Source organism: Rathayibacter sp. AY1H2 (assembly GCF_002931985.1).
Lineage (GTDB): Bacteria > Actinomycetota > Actinomycetes > Actinomycetales > Microbacteriaceae > Rathayibacter.
In genome coordinates this window covers 223,393-243,069 of the sequence record NZ_PSUV01000002.1, presented here as the reverse complement: position 1 = coordinate 243,069, position 19,677 = coordinate 223,393, and the positions used below count along the sequence as shown (strand labels likewise).

The following is a 19,677-nucleotide window of genomic DNA, read 5'->3' as shown; positions in this document are numbered from 1 at the left end:
CCCGCTCGAACACCTTCGCCTCCTTCCCGAGACCGCAGTAGTTGTCGCTGTCGAGCTCGAGTGCGACAACTCCTGCGTTCTCGCGGCGCGTCCTGCTCGGACACCTTCGCCTCCTTCCCGAGACCGCAGTAGTTGTCGCTGTCGAGCTCGAGTGCGACAACTCCTGCGTTCTCGCGGCGCGCCCCGCTCGAACACCTTCGCCCCCCCCCCGAGACCGCAGTAGTCGTCGCTGTCGAGCTCGAGTGCGACAACTCCTGCGTTCTCGCGGCGCGTCCCTACCGCCGAAGCGCCGATCCCCGCGACCTCCACCCACAATGCAGAGGACGCGGACCGGGAAACGCGTGTCAGCGTTTCCCGGCAGTCCGACGAGACCCGCTCTGCGGAACGCACCACCTCGCGAAGCCGACCGCGCGCGGCGATGCGGCCCGCCGCATCCCCGCCAGACCACACAGCCCGCGGCCGTTCGGCCCACGGCGAACGCGTGGGCGGCGCTCAGAGTGCGGGAGGTAGCCTGGCAGGCACAATCTCCTCGTCAGAAAGGCGCCGGGTGTCGCACCCGCAACAAGCATGAACGTGAAGCGCATCTTCCGGGGTCCCATCCTCTACGTCGTCCTGGCGATCGTCGCGGTGTGGATCGGCTCCTCGCTGATCACCATGTCCGGCTTCCGGCCGGTCACGACGCAGGAGGGTCTCGACCTCCTGAAGGACGGCAAGGTCGATTCGGCGAAGATCGTGGACGGCGAGCAGCGCGTCGATCTCACGCTCAAGCAGGCCGACGGCGACAACGGCACGCAGGTGCAGTTCTACTACGTGGCCCCTCGCGGCGCGGAGGTCGTCGACGCGGTGTCCGCGGCCGATCTCGGCAGCACCGGCTACAACGACGAGGTCCCGCAGACCAACTGGTTCCTCTCGGCTCTCGGCTTCCTGCTCCCCATCCTGCTGATCGGCGCGTTCTTCTGGCTGATGCTCTCGGGCATGCAGGGCGGCGGCAACCGCGTCATGCAGTTCGGCAAGTCGAAGGCGAAGCTCGTCTCGAAGGAGTCGCCCAAGGTCACGTTCGGCGATGTCGCCGGCGCCGACGAGGCGATCGAGGAGCTGCACGAGATCAAGGAGTTCCTCAAGGAGCCCGCGAAGTTCCAGGCCGTCGGCGCCCGCATCCCGAAGGGCGTCCTGCTCTACGGCCCTCCCGGCACCGGCAAGACCCTGCTGGCGCGCGCGGTCGCGGGCGAGGCGGGCGTCCCCTTCTACTCCATCTCCGGATCGGACTTCGTCGAGATGTTCGTCGGCGTCGGCGCGAGCCGTGTCCGCGACCTGTTCCAGCAGGCGAAGGAGAACTCGCCGGCCATCATCTTCGTCGACGAGATCGACGCCGTCGGCCGCCACCGCGGCGCCGGCATGGGCGGCGGTCACGACGAGCGCGAGCAGACCCTCAACCAGCTGCTGGTCGAGATGGACGGCTTCGACGTCAAGACGAACGTCATCCTGATCGCGGCGACGAACCGCCCCGACATCCTCGATCCCGCGCTGCTGCGTCCGGGCCGCTTCGACCGCCAGATCGGCGTCGACGCCCCCGACCTGCTCGGCCGCAAGCGGATCCTCGAGGTCCACGGCCGCGGCAAGCCGCTCGCCGGGGGAGTCGACCTCGAGGTCGTCGCCCGCAAGACCCCGGGCTTCACCGGCGCCGACCTGGCCAACGTCCTCAACGAGGCCGCACTGCTCACCGCCCGCTCCAACGCGCAACTGATCGACAACCGCGCGCTCGACGAGGCCATCGACCGCGTCATCGCGGGGCCGCAGCGCCGCACGCGGGTCATGCGCGACAAGGAGAAGCTGATCACCGCCTACCACGAGGGCGGACACGCTCTGGCGGCGGCGGCGATGCGCCACACCGACCCCGTGACCAAGGTCACGATCCTTCCGCGCGGTCGTGCCCTCGGCTACACGATGGTGCTCCCGCTGGAGGACAAGTACTCCACCACCCGCAACGAGCTCCTCGACCAGCTCACGTACGCGATGGGCGGCCGCGTCGCGGAGGAGATCGTCTTCCACGACCCCACCACCGGAGCGTCGAACGACATCGAGAAGGCGACCTCCATCGCGCGCAAGATGGTCACCGACTACGGCATGTCCGCGAACGTCGGAGCGGTCAAGCTCGGCCAGTCGTCGGGCGAGATGTTCCTCGGCCGCGACATGGGCCACCAGCGCGACTACTCCGAGCAGATCGCCGAGACGGTCGATGCCGAGACGCGCCAGCTCATCGAGCAGGCGCACGACGAGGCGTGGCAGGTCATCAACGACAACCGCGACATCCTCGACCGCCTCGCGATGGAGCTGCTCGAGAAGGAGACGCTCGACCACGACCAGCTGGCCGAGATCTTCAAGGACGTCCGCCGCATCGACGAGCGCCCGCAGTGGCTCTCGAGCGACAAGCGCCCCCTGTCCGACCTGCCGCCCATCGCGGTCCCGGTCGCCAAGGCGCCGATCGACTCGGGTGCGACCGACGGGGGAGTCTCCTCCGCCGGTGCCGACGAGGTCGCGCCGAAGCGCCCGCCGCTGATCAACCCGCGCCCCGCGACGGCGTAGCGCGCGCGTGCCCGTCGACAAGGCGCGCATCGAGGCGGCCGTCGCCGAGATCCTCGCGGCCATCGGGGACGACCCGGGCCGCGAGGGACTCCTCGATACGCCGCGGCGGTTCGCCGAGGCGTACGAGGAGTTCTTCGGCGGGTTCGACGACGACGCCGCAGCCCAGCTGACCGAGACGTTCGCGGTGGTCGAGGGCGGCCAGGAGTCGCCGCTCGACCAGACGGTGATCGTGCGCGACCTCGCCTTCCGCTCCGTCTGCGAGCACCACCTCCTGCCGTTCCTCGGCGTCGCGCACATCGCCTACCGGCCGCGCGAGCGGGTCGTCGGCCTCGGCCGGCTGCCGCGCGTGGTCGAGACGGTCGCGTCGCGACCGCAGATCCAGGAGCGGATGACCGAGCAGATCGCCGACGCGCTCGAGCAGGGCCTCGCTCCCGAGGGAGTGCTCGTCGTGGTCGACGCCGAGCACGGCTGCGTGCGGATGCGCGGGCCGCGCCAGACCGCGAGCTCGACCGTGACGGTCGCCGCCCGCGGCTCCCTCGCCGACCCGGCCGCACGCGCCGAGATCATCGCGCTGATCGGCGCCGCGCGGGGGGAGTGACGTGGCCACCACCGTCGCCGACCTCACGCCGACCGGCCGCGCCGCGCTCCTCGGGATCCTCAACGTCACTCCGGACTCGTTCAGCGACGGCGGCCGCTGGCTGTCCGTCGACGACGCCGTCCGCCACGGCCTCGACCTGACCCGGCCCGCCGGGGACGGACCCGCCGCGTTCGGCGCGGACCTGGTCGACGTCGGCGGAGAGAGCACCCGCCCCGGTGCGGCGCGCGTCGATTCATCCGCCGAGCAGGGCCGCGTGCTGCCCGTCGTCCGCGCCCTCGCCGCGGAGGGGGTGCGCGTCAGCATCGACACGATGAGCGCCGCCACAGCGGAGGCCGCTCTGGACGCGGGCGCCGTCGTCGTCAACGACGTCTCCGGCGGCCTCGCCGATCCGCGGATGCTCCCGCTCGTCGGCGAGCGCGGCGCCGTCTACATCGCGATGCACTGGCGCGGGCACAGCGCGGGCATGACCGCTCTCGCGTCCTACGGCGACGTGGTGGCGGACGTCCGCGGCGAGCTCGCGCGCCGCGTCGACGCCGCCCGTGAGGCCGGGATCCGGGACGACCGCCTCCTGCTCGACCCGGGTCTCGGCTTCGCGAAGGTCGGCGCGCACGACTGGGCGCTGCTGGCAGGGCTCGACGCGATCGTCTCGCTGGGCTTCCCGGTCCTGGTCGGCCACTCGCGCAAGCGGTTCCTCGCTCCGTTCGCCCCCGCCGGCGCCCCGGCCGCCGAGCGCGACGAGGTCTCCGCCATGCTGAGCCTCGTCGCCGCCGAGCACGGCGCCTGGGGCGTCCGGGTCCACGACGTCCGCTCGTCCGCCCGCGCCCTGGCCCTCGCCGCCCGACTCCAGGAGGAGACCCCGTGACCGCGATCGACCCCGCCGCCCTGGCCGTGCGCGACTCCATCACCCTCACCGGGCTGCGCGTGCGCGCGCACCACGGCGTCTTCGACTTCGAGCGCGAGAACGGCCAGGACTTCGTGATCGACGCGACGGTCTGGCTCGACACCGCGCCGGCGGCCGAGGGCGACGCGCTGGCCGAGACGGTGCACTACGGCGAGCTCGCGATCGCCCTGGCCGACGCGGTGACCCGCGACCCGGTCGACCTCATCGAGACCCTGGCCGAGCGCCTCGCCCGGGTGGCCCTGGGCTTCGCCGCCGCCGACGTCGTCCGCATCACCGTCCACAAGCCGGACGCGCCGATCCCGCTGCCGTTCGAGGACGTGGCCGTGCAGATCACGAGGACCCGCTCGTGAGGCCGCGCCAGGAGCGCGTCCGCCCGGTGCGCCACGTCGTGCTCGCGCTCGGCAGCAACCTCGGCGACCGCCTGGCGCACCTCGAGGAGGCGCTGCGGGCCCTCGCCACGACGCCGGGCCTGCGCATCGAGGCGGTGTCCAAGGTCGTCGAGTCGCCCGCGTGGAAGCCCGAGGGCGTCGACGAGGACGCGCCCGGGTACCTCAACGCGGTCGTGACCGGCTCGACCGTCCTCGAGCCCGACGACCTGCTCGCGGCGACGGCGGCGATCGAATCGGCCGGCGGCCGGATCCGCGGCGAGGGCGAGGAGCGCTGGGGCGACCGGACACTCGACATCGACGTGATCGCGGTCGGCGGCGTGCTCCGCGACGACGCGCATCTGACCCTCCCGCACCCGCGGGCGGCCGAGCGGGCGTTCGTGCTCGAGCCCTGGCTCGACGTCGAGCCGGCGGCGGTCCTTCCCGGGGCCGGACCCGTGGCCGAGCTGCGCGCACGGGCGACCGACCGCGTGACCGACCACCCGGCCGGGTTGACCTGGCCGGGGCGCGACTCCGCCCGCGGCAGCACCGCCGACCCCGAGAGCAGGACCCCGTGAGGCGCACCCGCATCAGCACCCTGCTCGGACTCGGCCTCGCCGGGGCCGTCGCGGGGTTCCTCCTCGACCTCGCGATCGCCGCCGCCGGCCGCCCCGTGCTCATCCCGCCGCTGACGGTTCCGCTGACTCTGATCGTGGTCGCGGCCCTCGTGCTCGGCTTCGCCGTCCCGATCCACCGCGCCACGAAGGGCACGCTGCGCCGGCCCATCGATCCCTTCCAGGCGATGCGCGTCGTGGTGCTGGCGAAGGCGTCCAGCCACGTCGGTGCTCTGCTGCTCGGAGCCTCCGGCGGCATCCTGGTGTACCTGCTGAGCCGTGCGATCCCTTCGCTAGGCTCCGTGTGGCAGGACGTCGCGACCATCGTGGGTGCGCTCGTCCTGCTGGTGGCCGGCCTGGTCGCCGAGCACCTGTGCACCATCCCGCCGAGCGACGACGACGACAGCGCCGTCGGCGAGGTGAACCACGCCTGACGCCGACGCCCGGATCGCCGCGGGCAGTGAGGACGACGCCATGCCCGCCGAGCCCGAGGACGCGTCGCCGACGACCCGCCGCGACGCGAGGGGACGCCGGCGGGACCGCCTCGACATCACGGGGGAGTGGCGCCGCGTCTCGCCCCGGTACGTCGCGGTCGAGATCGTGTCGGCCGTCGTGTCGAGCGTGCTGCTGCTCGCCGTGCCCGTGGTGCTGATGCTGATCGGCCTGCCGTGGGGCTGGATCCCGATGGCCGCCGCGGCCGCCCTCGCGGTGACCCTCCTGATCGTGGCCCCGCGCCGTGCGCGCGCCTACGGCTACCTCCTGCGCCAGGACGACCTCCTCTTCCGCCGCGGCATCATGTTCCAGCGCTTCGTGTCGGTGCCGTACGGGCGGATGCAGCTCATCGACGTCAACCGCGGGCCGCTCGCCCGGGCGCTCGGCCTCGCCGACCTCCGCTTCGTCACCGCCGCCGCGGCGACCGGCGTCAGCATCCCGGGCCTGGCCGAGCAGGACGCGGAGGAGCTCCGCGACCGCCTGGTCGAGCTCGCCGAGTCGCGCCGGGCCGGCCTGTGACCGAGCTCCGCGCCGTCGAGACGGACCTCGCCGACGGGGAGTGGCACCGCCTCCATCCCGCGACCCCGGTCCTCAAGGGCGGGATCGGCCTGCTGGTCGTCCTCGGCATCGTGATCACGAACCTCCGCGAGCGCCTGGTCGAGCTGTTCCTGCCCGGGCCGGAGGGCTTCGAGAGCGGCGATCCGGTCGACGAGCTGCTGCGCCGCGGTCTCGTCGGCTGGGCGCTGCTGGCGGTCGCGGTGGGCCTGGCGGTCGCCGTCTTCGCGTTCTGGCTGTCCTGGCGGATGCACACCTTCCGCATCACGGACGAGCTCGTCGAGGTGCGCTCCGGCGTGCTCTTCCGGACCAACCGGCGGGCGCGGCTGGACCGCATCCAGGGCATCGCGGTGCAGCGTCCGCTGTTCGCGCGGCTGTTCGGGGCCGCGAAGCTCGAGGTGAGCGTGGCCGGGCAGGACGCGAACGTCCAGCTGTCGTACCTCGGCTCGCGGCTGGTGGACGCCCTGCGCCGCGACATCCTGCGGCTCGCCTCCGGGGTGCGCGAGCGGGAGGCGACGGTCGACGGTGCGGCTCCGGCGGGCGGGTTCCTGGCGCGCCGGCTGGAGGAGTTCGGCGAGCCTCAGGACGAGACGCCGCCCGAGTCGGTCGTCTCGATCCCGCCGGGCCGGCTCCTCGGCTCGCTCGTCTTCAGCGGCTTCACGCTGTTCCTGGCCGCCTCGGTCGTCGCCGTGGTGTTCGTCGCCGTCTACGGCTCGCCCTACGTGCTCTTCGCGATCCTGCCGGGCCTGATCGGCTCGGGCAGCTACTACGTCCGACAGTTCGTGCGCTCGCTCCGGTACTCGATCGCCGCGACGCCCGACGGCGTGCGGGTCGGCTACGGCGTGCTCTCGACCAGCAGCGACACGATCCCGCCCGGCCGGATCCACGCCGTCGAGATCACGCAGCCGCTGCTCTGGCGCCCCTTCGGCTGGTGGCAGGTGCGGATCGACCGCGCCGGCCACGCGGCCTCCCGCGGGGCGAACGGCGAGCCGAACACCACGATCCTGCCCGTCGGCGACCTCGCCGCGGTCGAGCGCGTCCTCGCCCTCCTGCTGCCCGGACCGGCTGAGGGAGCGGAGTCGACGCCCGTCGGAGACGCGCTTCGGCACCGCGACGCGGCCGGCTTCACCCGGGCGCCGCGCTCGGCGGTGTGGCTCCGCCCCTTCTCGTTCCGGAGGACCGGGTACCGGCTGACGGACGAGGTCGCGATCCTGCGCAGCGGAGCGGTCTGGCGGCGGGTCGCCGTGGTGCCCCTGGCGCGGATGCAGAGCGTCGGGGTCCAGCAGGGACCGCTCCAGCGCCTGCTCGGGCTGGCCTCGGCGCGCGTGCACACGGTGGCCGGCCCCGTCACTCCGCTCGTGCCGGTGATGAGCGCGGCCGACGGACTCGCCTTCTTCGAGAGCCTCGCGACGGCCGGAGTGCGGGCCGCCGACCGCGACGCGAGCCACCAGTGGGGGCGGCGCGCGGCCGCACCCGCCCTGCCCGACTGGCCCGCTCCGGAGGGGGAGCCGCATGCCTGAGAACCGCCGCGACGGACGCCTGGGCGTCGGCGTGATCGGTGCCGGACGCGTGGGCCCGGTGCTCGGTGCCGCGCTCGCCGGGGCCGGCCACGCCGTGATCGGTATCGCCACCACCAGCGAGAGCGGCCGCGAGCGCGCCGACGCGCTGCTCCCCGGAGTCCCCGTGCTCGCGATCCCCGAGCTCGTCGAGCGCAGCGAGCTGGTGATCGTCGCCGTCCCCGGGAGCGAGATCGCCGCCCTGGTCGCGGGGCTCGCCGCGACCGGAGCGTGGCAGCCCGGCCAGCTGGTGCTGCACACGGCGCCTGAGCACGGCTACGGGGTGCTCGCTCCGGCGCTCGCCTCCGGGGTCATCCCCCTGGCAGTCCACCCGGCGATGGCCTTCAGCGGCACCAGCCTCGACCTGGCGCGCCTCGCCGAGACCTACTTCGCCGTGTCGGCACCGGGCCCGGTGCTGCCGATCGCGCAGGCGCTGGTGGTCGAGATGGGCGGGGAGCCGGTCTCCGTGGCGGAGTCGGACCGCGCCGCCTACGCGGAGGCCGTCTCGACCGCCACGACCTTCTCGACCGCGATCGTCGACCAGGCGGCGGGACTGCTGGCGGGCATCGGCGTCGAGAAGCCGGGCTTCTTCCTCTCCAGCCTCGTCCGCTCCTCCGTCGACGACGCCCTGCGCCGCGCGGCGGGCTGACGCGCGGTGCCGCTCGTGACGCCGCTCCCCGGGTGGGACGCCGCTCGGGAGGCGGTGCCTCGCGGAGGAGCACGGCGTCTCGGTGCCGAGGGCCCGGGCGGCCGTGGGACCGCCGGTAGCATCGTCGGGTGATCAGCACCGTCCACCGCATCGGCGACCTCCGCGAGCGGCTGCAGGAGGCGCGGCGGGCCGGTCGGCGCATCGCGCTCGTGCCGACGATGGGCGCCCTGCACGCCGGGCACCTCGCCCTCGTCGAGCGGGCGCGCGAGCTGGCCGACGTCGTCGTCGTGTCGGTGTTCGTGAATCCGCTGCAGTTCGGTCCGACCGAGGACCTGGACCGCTACCCGCGCGACCTCGAGGGCGACACCGCCCTGCTCGACGCGGCCGGGGCCGACCTCCTCTTCGCTCCGGGAGTCGCCGAGATGTACCCCGACGGGCCGTCCTCCACGAGGGTCGTCGCGGGCGAGGTCGGCGGCCTCTACGAGGGGCGCGCGCGGCCGGGGCACTTCGACGGGATGCTCACCGTCGTCGCCAAGCTCCTGAGCATCGCCCAGCCGGACGTCGCGGTCTTCGGGCAGAAGGACGCGCAGCAGCTGTTCCTCGTGCGCCGCATGGTCCGCGACCTCGACCTGCCCGTGGACATCGACGGCGTCGGCATCGTGCGGGAGGAGGACGGGCTCGCCCGCTCCAGCCGCAACCGCTACCTCGACGAGGAGCAGCGCCGCGCGGGCCTCGTGCTGCCGCGCCTCCTCGCGGCCGCCGCGGGAGCCGCGGACCGCGGTGCCACCGCGGCGATCGAGGCCGCCGAGGCCGTCGCGCACGCCGAGCCGCTCGTTAAGCTGGACTACCTCGTCGTCGTGGATCCCGCGACGCTCCTCCCGGTCGACGCCGACCACCGCGGCCCGGCACTCGTGCTCGTCGCCGCGATCGTCGGCACCACCCGCCTCCTCGACAACGCCCCGATCCTGCTCGCCTGATCGCGGCCGTCCGCCCCCAACCGAAAGCACCGCGACCCCTCATGGCCGACACCCCCGACGTCCCCGAGTCCACGACCCCCGCCGCCGAGCAGTCCGACTCCGAGCAGGCCGCCGCCGAGCGGGCCGCGCAGCAGGAGGCCTCCGAGCAGAAGGCCGTCCGCCTCGCCAAGCGCGAGCGCCTGCTCGAGCTCGCGGGCGACGACCTCGGCGCCGGCGCCTACCCCGTCGCGGTCGGAGTCACCGACACCATCGCGGCCGTCCGGGCGCGCCACGAGGGCATCGAGCCGGACGTGAAGACCGGCGAGCGCGTCGGCCTCGCGGGCCGCGTGGTGTTCCAGCGCAACACGGGCAAGCTCTGCTTCGCGACGCTGCAGGCCGGCGACGGCGAGCGGATCCAGGCCATGGTCTCGCTCGGCGACGTGGGCGAGGAGTCGCTCGCGGCGTGGAAGGAGCTCGTCGACCTTGGCGACCACCTCTTCGTCGAGGGCGAGGTCGTCTCGAGCAAGCGCGGCGAGCTGAGCGTGTGGGTGTCGGAGTGGACGATCGCCGCGAAGGCGATCCTGCCGCTGCCGAACCTGCACAACGAGCTCGGCGACGAGACCCGGATGCGCCAGCGCTACCTCGACCTGATCGTGCGCCCCCAGGCCCGCGAGACGGTCGTCACCCGCGCCCGCGTGAACGCCTCCCTCCGCGACACCTTCGCCTCGCACGAGTTCCTCGAGGTCGAGACCCCGATGCTGCAGGTGATGCACGGCGGCGCCTCCGCCCGCCCCTTCGCCACGCACTCGAACGCGTTCGACACCGAGCTGTACCTGCGCATCGCGCCCGAGCTCTACCTCAAGCGGGCGGTCGTCGGCGGCATCGACCGGGTCTTCGAGATCAACCGCAACTTCCGCAACGAGGGCGCCGACTCCACCCACTCGCCCGAGTTCGCGATGCTCGAGGCCTACCAGGCGTACGGCGACTACAACTCGATCGCCGACCTCACCCAGGAGCTGATCCAGAACGCGGCGCAGGCCGTCGCGGGCTCGCACGTGGTCACCTGGGCCGACGGCACCGAGTTCGACCTCGGCGGCCGGTGGGACCGCATCTCGATGTACGAGAGCCTGTCGCTCGCGGCCGGAATCGCGATCACGCCGGAGACGGAGCTCGCCGAGCTCGAGACCCTCGCCGCGCGCGAGGGCGTCGAGGTGCACGTCCCCACGCACGGCAAGTACGTCGAGGAGCTGTGGGAGCACTTCGTGAAGGGCGGCCTGACGCGTCCGACCTTCGTGATGGACTTCCCCGTCGACACCTCGCCGCTCGTGCGCGCGCACCGCAGCATCCCGGGCGTCGTCGAGAAGTGGGACCTCTACGTCCGCGGCTTCGAGCTGGCCACCGGCTACTCCGAGCTGATCGACCCGGTCGTGCAGCGCGAGCGCTTCGTCGAGCAGGCCCGCCAGGCCGCCGCGGGCGACGACGAGGCGATGCGCCTGGACGAGGACTTCCTCCGCGCCCTCGAGCACGGCATGCCCCCCACCGGCGGCATGGGCATGGGCATCGACCGCCTCCTGATGGCGATCACCGGCCTCGGGATCCGCGAGACGATCCTGTTCCCGCTCGTCAAGTAGGGTCGCAGGAGCCGAGGGGGAGACATGGTCAGGGCATCGAGCATCGTCGCGGCCGTCGCGGCGGGCGTCCTCACGATCGCGCAGTTCGGAGTGGGGACCGCGGTCGCCGCGAGCGTCCTCACCTCCTCCGGCGACGTCGGCACCGCGCTGGCCGACCGGCGGGCGGCCGAGGCGTTCACGCCCGACCCCACGATCGCCGGCTTCGCGGAGCGGACCGCCATGTCCGACCGCGGCCGCGCCCTCTACTACGCGTCGAGCCCGTCGGTCGAGCCGACCGCCGGCTTCAACGACCTCTGCGGCTACGGCGCCTCCGACGACATCGTCCTCGGCTGCTACACCGGCACCAGCATCTACATCTCGGACGTCGCCAACCCCGACCTCGACGGGATCCGCGACGTGACGGCGGCGCACGAGATGCTGCACGCCGCGTGGGTGCGGCTCGACGCGGAGGAGCAGGCCGAGCTGGGCGACGAGCTCGAGGCCGCGTACGAGACCCTCCCGCAGGATGGCACGATCGCCGAGCGCCTCGAGCTGTACCGCACCGGCGGCCTCGGCGAGCGCGTCAACGAGCTGCACTCGATCCTGGGGACCGAGGTGGCCGACCTGCCGCCGGCGCTCGAGGCGCACTACGCCGAGTTCTTCGACGACCGCTCCGTCGTCGTGGGCCTGAACGCCCGCTACGAGGCGGTCTTCACCGATCTCGAGAACCGCATCGAGGACCTGGTCTCCCGGATCGAGACGATGTACGCCGACCTCACGGCGCGGATCGATGCGAACAACGCCGAGTACGACGCGCTCAACGTCGAGATCGACGACTTCAACTCGCGCGCCGACAGCGGCGACTTCGGATCGACGGCCGAGTTCGAGACGGAGCGCGCCGATCTGCTCGCCCGCAGCCAGGCCGTCGACGCCACCCGCGCCGCCATCGACGCGGACATCGCCGTGTACGACGGCCTGCGCTCGGAGCTGGAAGGCCTCAACTCCGATGCCGCGGCGCTGAACAAGTCGGTCGAGAGCCAGTAGCGCCCAGCGCCCGCGAAGGCCGCTGGGCGCACGGGCCTCCGGGCTCACGGCTCCCGCGCCGGTGCCGCGGGTAGGATCGCCGCATGGACTGGGAGCTGTGGAACCAGGGGCTGTGGGCCCTCGTGCCGACGATCACGGTCGGAGCCATCTTCTGGTTCGTGATGCGCGCCCTCATCCGCTCGGACCGCAACGAGCGCCGAGCGTACGACCGCATCGAGGCCCGCGAGCGCGAGCGCCGCGGCCTGCCTCCCCGCGACGCCTCCTGACCACCGCCGCCGCGCGGGTGCCTTCCACGCCCGCTGAGCGGCTCCGCACGACGAACGAGGAGGCGCGGTGCCCGCACCCGACTGGGCGGTGATCCTCCCGATCGCGGCCGTCGTCGTCGAGCTCGTGGTCCGCGTGATCGCCGTGATCGTCGTGCCGCGGAACCGCCGTCCGACCACCGGCCTCGCCTGGCTGATGGCGATCTTCCTCATCCCGTACGTCGGCATCCTGCTGTTCCTCTTCATCGGGAGCTACCGGCTGCCGCGCAAGCGCCGCCGGAAGCAGCAGGAGATCAACCGGTTCATCCTGGAGTCGACCGACGGCATCGACCGCGTCGCTCGGGAGCACCCGTGGCCGCAGTGGCTGGAGTCGGTGGTCACCCTCAACCGCAACCTCGGCGCGATGCCGCTGGTCGGCGGGAACGACGCGCGCCTCCAGGGCGACTACGAGCAGACCATCCGCGCGATGGCCGCCGAGATCGACCGCGCCCGCCGGTACGTGCACTGCGAGTTCTACATCCTCGCCGCCGACTCGACCACCGCGCCCTTCTTCGACGCGCTCGACCGCGCGGTGGCGCGCGGGGTGCGGGTGCGGATCCTCCTCGACCACATCGCGTCGATCCGCGTGCCCGGCTACTACAGCGGCACCCATCGCCGGCTGCGCGCCCTCGAGCGGGCGGGCGCCTCGTGGTCGTACATGCTCCCCGTGCGGCCGTGGCGCGGGCAGTACCAGCGGCCGGACCTGCGCAACCACCGCAAGCTGCTGATCGTCGACGGCAACGCGGCCTTCATGGGCTCGCAGAACGTCGTCGACTCCAGCTACAACAAGCGCGGCAACATCCGCCGCGGCCTGCACTGGCACGACCTGATGGTGCGCCTCGAGGGGCCGGTGGTGCAGGGCATCAACGCCATCTTCATCACCGACTGGTACAGCGAGACCGACGAGCTGCTCCTGCGGGAGTCGGAGCCGATGGAGGCGCTGCAGCAGCGCGACACCATCGACTGCCAGGTGGTGCCGAGCGGCCCGGGGTTCGAGGGCGAGAACAACCTGCGCCTGTTCCTGACGCTGCTCTACTCGGCGCAGAAGTCGATCATCATCACCAGCCCGTACTTCGTGCCCGACGAGGCGATGCTCTACGCGATCACGACGGCGACCCGGCGGGGCGTGCACGTGGAGCTCTTCGTCTCCGAGATCGGCGACCAGGCCGTGGTCTACCACGCCCAGCGCTCGTACTACGAGACGCTGCTGACCGCGGGCGTGCGCATCTGGATGTACCGCAAGCCGACCATCCTGCACGCGAAGCACTTCACGATCGACGACGACGTCGCCGTGATCGGCTCGAGCAACATGGACATGCGCTCCTTCACGCTCAACCTCGAGGTCTCGCTGATGGTGCGCGGCTCGGAGTTCGTCGAGGATCTGCGCCAGGTGCAGCAGGACTACCGCGAGCACTCCCGCGAGCTGACCCTCCGCGAGTGGCGGCAGCAGCCGCTCCGCTCGACCCTGCTCGACAACCTGGCGCGGCTCACCTCGGCGCTGCAGTAGCGCGGCTCCCGTCCGCCCGCCTGCGGAGGATGCGCGGCCCCGACTCGTCGCGCAAGTCCCTGTGCGGGCCGCCGCGCCCCGCGTAGCGTCGGAGCGTCCTCAGCACCATCCGGTTCCGCCTGCCCGGCGCCGGGTTCGAGAAGGGAACGGACATGACGGCATCCCGTACGACGCGCATCCTCATCCTCGGCGGCGGCTACGTCGGCCTGTACACGGCCTGGGGCCTCGAGAAGAGGCGGGGGGAGGCGCCGATCGACGTCACCGTCGTCGAGCCGAACCCCTACATGACCTACCAGCCGCTGCTGCCCGAGGTCGCCGGCGGGCACGTCCAGCCGCGCCACGTCACGGTGCCGCTGGTCTCCGCGCTCAAGCGCACCCGCGTGATCCGCGGCGCGATCACCGGCGTGAGCCTCGCCGAGCGCAGCGCCACCGTCGCCGCGATGGACGGCTCCACCCGCACGATCGAGTTCGACCAGGTCGTCTTCGCGCTCGGAGCCGTCACCCGCACCTTCCCCACGCCGGGTCTCGCCGAGCACGGCATCGGCTTCAAGACGGTGGAGGAGGCGGCGCACCTGCGCGACCGCGTCATCGAGAACATCGCGAAGGCGGCGCTCACCACCGATCCCGCCGAGCGTCGGCGCCTGCTCACCTTCGTCTTCGTCGGCGGCGGCTACACCGGCGTCGAGGCGCTGAGCGAGCTGCTCGACCTCAGCCGCAAGACGCTCGCCGCGCAGCCCTCGCTCTCGATGGGCGACGTCACCTGGCACCTCGTCGAGGCACTGGACCGGGTCGCCCCCGAGGTCGGTCCCGAGCTCTCGAAGTGGACGCTCGACCACCTCCGCTCGCGCGGCGTGCACGTGCACCTGAAGACGACGATGCCCTCCTGCGAGGACGGCGTCGTGGAGATCTCCTCGGGCGAGCGCATCCCGACGGCCACGATCGTGTGGACCGCCGGCGTGAAGCCGAACCCGATCCTCGACGCGACCGACGCGCCCCGCGGGCCGAAGGGCCACGTCATGGCGGATGCGCGCCTGCGGGTCATCCGCGAGGACGGCGAGCCGGTGGGCGGCGCCTGGGCGGCCGGCGACGGCGCGCAGGTGCCGGACCTCACCAGCGAGAAGCAGCCCGCGTACTACCCGCCGAACGCGCAGAACGCGGTCCGGCAGGCCAAGCTCCTGGCGCGCAACATCATCGCCGACCTCACCGGAGGCACTGTGGAGGAGTACCGGCACGCCTCCGTCGGGACCGTCGCCGAGTACGGGATCGGCAAGGGCGCGGGCCTGATCAAGGGCGTGAAGCTGCGCGGCCTCCCCGCCTGGCTCGCGCACCGCGCCTACCACGGAGCGGCGATGCCGACTCTGGACCGCAAGTGGCGGATCATCACGGGCTGGCTCGTCGACGCCGTCACTCCGCGCGACCTCTCGCCGATGAGCGCGCTGCAGGATCCTCGCCGCGCCTTCCGCGAGACGGCCGAGGCCACCGACCGCGAGGCAGCAGCGAAGGCCGCCGCGAAGAAGGAGTCGGACGCGTCCCGAGCCGGTGAGAGCGCGGGAGTCGCGGTGGTCGAGCGGGATCATCGCGACTCCCGCGCTCCCGAGTCGTGGGCCCCGCCTCGAAGCGCCTCTGCCTGACGGTCTCGGCTCAGGCCCGGCGGCGCGGCTTGAGGCGCACGGTCGGCAGCACGGGCGCGGGGAGCGCGCGTCCGCCGTACCCGTCGACGGTGCCGAACGGTCCCGCGGGATCCGCCCCGGCGATCACGTCGGACTGCCAGCGCTCGCGGGCGGCCGCCACGTCGTCGTGGCTGCGGCCGACGAAGTTCCACCACATCACCAGCTCCTCGGCGAACGGCTCGCCGCCGAGCAGCACCACGCGGGCTCCTGCGTCCCCGGCGGTCAGCACCAGGTGCGAGCGGCCGGGCGTCAGGTAGGCGAGGTCCGAGCGCGGGACGTCCGCACCCTCGACCGCCACGGGGCCGGCGTCGACGAGCACGCCGTACTCCCAGGACTCCTCGACCGGCAGCTCGACCCGGGCACCCGGCTCGAGGTCGATCTGCGCGGCGACCAGCGGAGTGAAGGTGCTCGCGGGCACCGACGCGCCCAGCATCCCTCCGACGAAGACGCGGACCAGCGCGCCGGGCAGCTCCACGGGAACGCCGCGGTGGTGCTCGAAGAACGGATCGACGAGCCGTGCCTCCTCGGGCAGCGCGACCCAGAGCTGCACCCCGTGCAGGACGGGCGCGCCCCCGGTCGAGACCTCCGAGTGCGAGATGCCGCGTCCGGCCGTCATCAGGTTGAGCTCGCCCGGGCGCACCACGGCGAGGCTGCCGACGCTGTCGCGGTGCTCGATCTCGCCCTCGAAGAGCCAGCTCACGGTCTGCAGGCCGGTGTGCGGGTGCGGCGGGACGTCCATCCCGGCCTCCTCGCCGAGCCGCACCGGGCCGTAGTGGTCGGCGAAGCACCATGCGCCGATGGTCGAGCGCGAGCGCTGGGGGAGGGTGCGGCGCACCTCGATCGCGCGCGGACCGCCGAGCGGGACGAGCCGCGCCTCCAGGATCTCGACCGCGCCGGGCTCGCGAGGGACCGGCTCCGCGGCGACGGGGAGCTCGTCGGGATGCTCCTCCAGGTTGCTCATGCGGGAAGTGTATGCCTTCGCATGGACCGGTGGACGGGACCGCCGCCCGCACCCCTCCCGGATCGCGTGCACGCCCAGGGCGAACAGGCCTGCTCACCGGGGGGAGCGCTGGTTACAGTCGACGTATCGGAGCCCACCCCTGCGGGTTCTGTAGGGAGTGACAGCATGTTCGAGAGATTCACCGATCGCGCGCGGCGCGTCGTCGTCCTGGCCCAGGAAGAGGCCAAGATGCTCAATCACAACTACATCGGCACGGAGCACATCCTGCTCGGCCTGATCCACGAGGGCGAGGGAGTGGCCGCCAAGGCGCTCGAGTCCCTCGGGATCTCGCTCGACGCTGTGCGCGAGCAGGTGCAGGACATCATCGGCCAGGGGCAGCAGCAGCCGACCGGCCACATCCCCTTCACGCCTCGGGCGAAGAAGGTCCTCGAGCTGTCCCTGCGCGAAGCGCTGCAGCTCGGCCACAACTACATCGGGACCGAGCACATCCTGCTCGGCCTCATCCGCGAGGGCGAGGGCGTCGCCGCTCAGGTGCTGGTCAAGCTCGGTGCCGACCTGAACCGCGTGCGCCAGCAGGTCATCCAGCTGCTCTCCGGCTACCAGGGCAAGGAGCAGGTCGCCGTGGGCGGTGAGCAGCAGCAGCCTCAGGGGGGATCGCAGATCCTCGACCAGTTCGGACGCAACCTCACCCAGGCGGCACGCGACAACAAGCTCGACCCGGTCATCGGGCGCGAGAAGGAGATCGAGCGGGTCATGCAGATCCTCTCCCGACGCTCCAAGAACAACCCCGTCCTGATCGGCGAGCCCGGCGTCGGCAAGACCGCCGTCGTCGAGGGCCTCGCCCAGGCGATCGTGCGCGGCGACGTGCCCGAGACGCTGAAGGACAAGCAGCTCTACACGCTCGACCTCGGCTCGCTCATCGCTGGGTCCCGCTACCGCGGTGACTTCGAGGAGCGCCTGAAGAAGGTCACGAAGGAGATCCGCACCCGCGGCGACATCATCACCTTCATCGACGAGATCCACACCCTCGTCGGCGCAGGGGCCGCTGAGGGCGCTATCGACGCCGCCTCGATCCTCAAGCCGCTGCTCGCCCGCGGCGAGCTGCAGACCATCGGCGCGACCACGCTCGACGAGTACCGCAAGCACTTCGAGAAGGACGCCGCTCTCGAGCGCCGCTTCCAGCCGATCCAGGTCGCGGAGCCGTCGCTGCCTCACACGATCAACATCCTCAAGGGCCTGCGCGACCGCTACGAGGCGCACCACAAGGTGTCCATCACCGACGGCGCGATCGTCTCGGCGGCCAACCTGGCCGACCGCTACATCAGCGACCGCTTCCTCCCCGACAAGGCGATCGACCTGATCGACGAGGCAGGCGCACGCCTGCGCCTCTCGATCCTCTCGGCGCCGCCGGAGCTGCGCGACTTCGACGACCGCATCGCCGTGGTCCGCTCCGCCAAGGAGGCCGCGATCGAGGACCAGGACTTCGAGAAGGCCGCGTCGCTCCGCGACGAGGAGAAGCAGCTGCTCGGTGAGCGCCTGCGCCTCGAGAAGCAGTGGAAGTCGGGCGACGTCAAGGCCACCGGCGTGGTCGACGAGGGCCTGATCGCCGAGGTCCTCGCCCAGGCGACGGGCATCCCGGTCTTCAAGCTCACGGAAGAGGAGTCCTCGCGGCTCGTCTTCATGGAGAAGGCCCTGCACCAGCGCGTCATCGGCCAGGAGGAGGCCATCGCGGCACTCTCGCGGACGATCCGCCGCACCCGCGCGGGCCTCAAGGACCCCAAGCGCCCCTCGGGCTCGTTCATCTTCGCCGGCCCCACGGGCGTCGGGAAGACCGAGCTGGCCAAGGCGCTCGCCGAGTTCCTCTTCGACGACGAGAACGCGATGATCTCGCTCGACATGTCGGAGTACGGCGAGAAGCACACCGTCTCGCGGCTGTTCGGCGCCCCTCCCGGGTTCGTCGGCTTCGAGGAGGGCGGCCAGCTCACCGAGAAGGTGCGCCGCAAGCCGTTCAGCGTGGTCCTCTTCGACGAGATCGAGAAGGCGCACCCGGACATCTTCAACTCGCTCCTCCAGATCCTGGAGGAGGGTCGACTGACCGACGGCCAGGGCCGTGTCGTCGACTTCAAGAACACCGTCATCATCATGACCACCAACCTCGGTGCTCGTGACATCGCCGGTGGTCCCGTCGGGTTCCAGATCGAGGGCGACAACGCCACCGGCTACGACCGCATGCGCGGCAAGGTCAACGAGGAGCTCAAGAAGCACTTCAAGCCCGAGTTCCTCAACCGCGTGGACGACGTCATCGTCTTCCCGCAGCTGTCGAAGCCCGAGCTGCTCCAGATCGTCGACCTCTTCATCAAGCGCCTGGGCGACCGCCTGCTCGACCGCGACATGACGGTGGAGCTGACGCAGCCGGCCAAGGAGCGCCTGATCGAGGTCGGGTTCGACCCGGCCCTCGGTGCGCGCCCCCTGCGCCGCGCGATCCAGCGCGAGATCGAGGACCAGCTGTCCGAGCGGATCCTGCACGGCGAGCTCGGCGCCGGAGACCACATCCACGTGGACTTCGCCGACAACAAGTTCGTCTTCACCACGACCCCGCGCCTGATCTCGATCAGCGCCGGCGCGTCCACCGGAGCGGCCACGGCCGGCCCGGCGACGCCCGACCTGATGTCGTAGCAGGCTGCCGGACGACGACGTGCCCGTCCCCTCTCGCGAGGGGGCGGGCATGTCGTCGTCCGGGGGTGGGCGCCTGCTCGCAGGATCCCGCGCCCGGTGCGGCCTAGGCTTGTCGAATGGCCGATTGGAAGTACCCGGTGCGCCGCGCGCGCACGAGCGATGTCCCCTTCATCCAGGAGCTCAGCGAGCCGCTCGTGAACGAGCGCATCCTCCTGGGCAAAGACCGCGTGGTGCTCTACGGCGCCGTGCAGGAGTTCCGCATCGCGGAGGACGGCCACGGGACGGCGATCGGCTGCGGTGCGCTGCATGTGATGTGGGACGACATCGCGGAGGTGCGCACCCTCGCGGTCGCGCAGGACTGGCTCGGGAGGGGTGTGGGCCACCACATCCTGGAGCGCCTCGAGAACGACGCGCGCGAGCTCGGCCTGAAGCGCCTGTTCTGCCTCACCTTCGAGGTCGACTTCTTCGCCCGCCACGGCTTCGAGCCGATCGGCGAGAAGGTCGTCGACCCCGAGGTCTACGCCGAGCTGCTCCGCTCTCCCGACGAGGGAGTCGCCGAGTTCCTCGACCTCGCCCGGGTGAAGCCGAACACGCTCGGCAACACCCGCATGCTGAAGACGCTCTGACCGCCGCCACGT

18 protein-coding genes are annotated in these 19,677 nt (G+C 72.2%); 17 read left to right on the top strand and 1 reads right to left on the bottom strand.

The annotated features are described in order from the left end of the window. Positions 1–567 precede the first annotated feature (567 nt). From ftsH to C5C29_RS03305, 15 genes are all read left to right on the top strand, one after another. Entirely contained in the window at positions 568–2,583 is a 2,016-nt protein-coding gene (ftsH, locus tag C5C29_RS03375; RefSeq protein WP_104224104.1) for an ATP-dependent zinc metalloprotease FtsH, read from the top strand. Between the two features lie 7 nt (positions 2,584–2,590). After that, complete coding sequence (gene folE, locus C5C29_RS03370; protein ID WP_104224103.1) at positions 2,591–3,181, top strand: GTP cyclohydrolase I FolE; 591 nt, start codon at positions 2,591–2,593, stop codon at positions 3,179–3,181. A gap of 1 nt (position 3,182) precedes the next feature. Further along, complete coding sequence (gene folP / locus C5C29_RS03365; protein WP_104307946.1) at positions 3,183–4,043, top strand: dihydropteroate synthase; 861 nt, start codon at positions 3,183–3,185, stop codon at positions 4,041–4,043. Then, entirely contained in the window at positions 4,040–4,432 is a 393-nt protein-coding gene (gene folB, locus C5C29_RS03360; RefSeq protein WP_104347803.1) for a dihydroneopterin aldolase, read from the top strand. Before folP ends, folB begins: the two co-directional genes overlap by 4 nt. Beyond that, entirely contained in the window at positions 4,429–5,025 is a 597-nt protein-coding gene (gene folK, locus C5C29_RS03355; RefSeq protein WP_104248066.1) for a 2-amino-4-hydroxy-6-hydroxymethyldihydropteridine diphosphokinase, read from the top strand. The genes folB and folK overlap by 4 nt, the downstream gene beginning before the upstream one ends. Beyond that, on the top strand, positions 5,022–5,495 hold the full coding sequence (locus C5C29_RS03350) for a DUF3180 domain-containing protein (protein WP_104307945.1): 474 nt from the start codon (positions 5,022–5,024) through the stop codon (positions 5,493–5,495). Before folK ends, C5C29_RS03350 begins: the two co-directional genes overlap by 4 nt. Positions 5,496–5,535: 40 nt before the next feature. After that, positions 5,536–6,072 (top strand): PH domain-containing protein, encoded by a 537-nt coding sequence (locus C5C29_RS03345; protein WP_104238408.1) that lies wholly within the window; start codon positions 5,536–5,538, stop codon positions 6,070–6,072. Beyond that, positions 6,069–7,628, top strand: a complete 1,560-nt coding sequence (locus C5C29_RS03340) for a PH domain-containing protein (RefSeq protein WP_104238409.1) — start codon at positions 6,069–6,071, stop codon at positions 7,626–7,628. The genes C5C29_RS03345 and C5C29_RS03340 overlap by 4 nt, the downstream gene beginning before the upstream one ends. After that, positions 7,621–8,313 (top strand): Rossmann-like and DUF2520 domain-containing protein, encoded by a 693-nt coding sequence (locus C5C29_RS03335; protein WP_104291745.1) that lies wholly within the window; start codon positions 7,621–7,623, stop codon positions 8,311–8,313. The genes C5C29_RS03340 and C5C29_RS03335 overlap by 8 nt, the downstream gene beginning before the upstream one ends. A gap of 128 nt (positions 8,314–8,441) precedes the next feature. After that, positions 8,442–9,290 carry a pantoate--beta-alanine ligase gene (panC, locus tag C5C29_RS03330; RefSeq protein ID WP_104224096.1) on the top strand — a complete coding sequence of 283 codons (849 nt, stop codon included), beginning with the start codon at positions 8,442–8,444 and terminating at the stop codon, positions 9,288–9,290. A gap of 41 nt (positions 9,291–9,331) precedes the next feature. Then, positions 9,332–10,900, top strand: a complete 1,569-nt coding sequence (gene lysS / locus C5C29_RS03325) for a lysine--tRNA ligase (protein ID WP_104224095.1) — start codon at positions 9,332–9,334, stop codon at positions 10,898–10,900. A 24-nt stretch (positions 10,901–10,924) separates the two neighbouring features. Continuing rightward, on the top strand, positions 10,925–11,923 hold the full coding sequence (locus C5C29_RS17020) for a hypothetical protein (RefSeq protein ID WP_104249707.1): 999 nt from the start codon (positions 10,925–10,927) through the stop codon (positions 11,921–11,923). Between the two features lie 83 nt (positions 11,924–12,006). Next, positions 12,007–12,189 (top strand): hypothetical protein, encoded by a 183-nt coding sequence (locus C5C29_RS03315; protein WP_104224094.1) that lies wholly within the window; start codon positions 12,007–12,009, stop codon positions 12,187–12,189. 67 nt (positions 12,190–12,256) lie between these two features. Then, positions 12,257–13,732 (top strand): cardiolipin synthase, encoded by a 1,476-nt coding sequence (gene cls / locus C5C29_RS03310; protein WP_104224093.1) that lies wholly within the window; start codon positions 12,257–12,259, stop codon positions 13,730–13,732. Between the two features lie 152 nt (positions 13,733–13,884). Then, positions 13,885–15,363 carry an NAD(P)/FAD-dependent oxidoreductase gene (locus tag C5C29_RS03305; RefSeq protein WP_104307944.1) on the top strand — a complete coding sequence of 493 codons (1,479 nt, stop codon included), beginning with the start codon at positions 13,885–13,887 and terminating at the stop codon, positions 15,361–15,363. Positions 15,364–15,373: 10 nt separating this feature from the next. On the opposite strand, the gene C5C29_RS03300 is transcribed toward C5C29_RS03305, so the two are convergent. Then, positions 15,374–16,363 carry a pirin family protein gene (locus C5C29_RS03300; protein ID WP_104224091.1) on the bottom strand — a complete coding sequence of 330 codons (990 nt, stop codon included), beginning with the start codon at positions 16,361–16,363 and terminating at the stop codon, positions 15,374–15,376. 165 nt (positions 16,364–16,528) lie between these two features. On the opposite strand from C5C29_RS03300, the gene C5C29_RS03295 reads away from it, so the two are divergent. After that, positions 16,529–19,039, top strand: a complete 2,511-nt coding sequence (locus C5C29_RS03295) for an ATP-dependent Clp protease ATP-binding subunit (protein ID WP_104224090.1) — start codon at positions 16,529–16,531, stop codon at positions 19,037–19,039. A gap of 116 nt (positions 19,040–19,155) precedes the next feature. After that, complete coding sequence (locus tag C5C29_RS03290) at positions 19,156–19,665, top strand: amino-acid N-acetyltransferase (RefSeq protein WP_104224089.1); 510 nt, start codon at positions 19,156–19,158, stop codon at positions 19,663–19,665. Positions 19,666–19,677 lie beyond the last annotated feature (12 nt).

Bases quoted from the DNA above. Each gene is read 5' to 3' on its own strand.
- ftsH (WP_104224104.1), top strand. From the start codon at position 568: ATGAACGTGAAGCGCATCTTCCGGGGTCCCATCCTCTACGTCGTCCTG.
- C5C29_RS03345 (WP_104238408.1), top strand. From the start codon at position 5,536: ATGCCCGCCGAGCCCGAGGACGCGTCGCCGACGACCCGCCGCGACGCG.
- C5C29_RS03335 (WP_104291745.1), top strand. From the start codon at position 7,621: ATGCCTGAGAACCGCCGCGACGGACGCCTGGGCGTCGGCGTGATCGGT.
- lysS (WP_104224095.1), top strand. From the start codon at position 9,332: ATGGCCGACACCCCCGACGTCCCCGAGTCCACGACCCCCGCCGCCGAG.
- C5C29_RS17020 (WP_104249707.1), top strand. From the start codon at position 10,925: ATGGTCAGGGCATCGAGCATCGTCGCGGCCGTCGCGGCGGGCGTCCTC.
- C5C29_RS03315 (WP_104224094.1), top strand. From the start codon at position 12,007: ATGGACTGGGAGCTGTGGAACCAGGGGCTGTGGGCCCTCGTGCCGACG.
- C5C29_RS03305 (WP_104307944.1), top strand. From the start codon at position 13,885: ATGACGGCATCCCGTACGACGCGCATCCTCATCCTCGGCGGCGGCTAC.
- C5C29_RS03300 (WP_104224091.1), bottom strand. From the start codon at position 16,363: ATGAGCAACCTGGAGGAGCATCCCGACGAGCTCCCCGTCGCCGCGGAG.
- C5C29_RS03295 (WP_104224090.1), top strand. From the start codon at position 16,529: ATGTTCGAGAGATTCACCGATCGCGCGCGGCGCGTCGTCGTCCTGGCC.
- C5C29_RS03290 (WP_104224089.1), top strand. From the start codon at position 19,156: ATGGCCGATTGGAAGTACCCGGTGCGCCGCGCGCGCACGAGCGATGTC.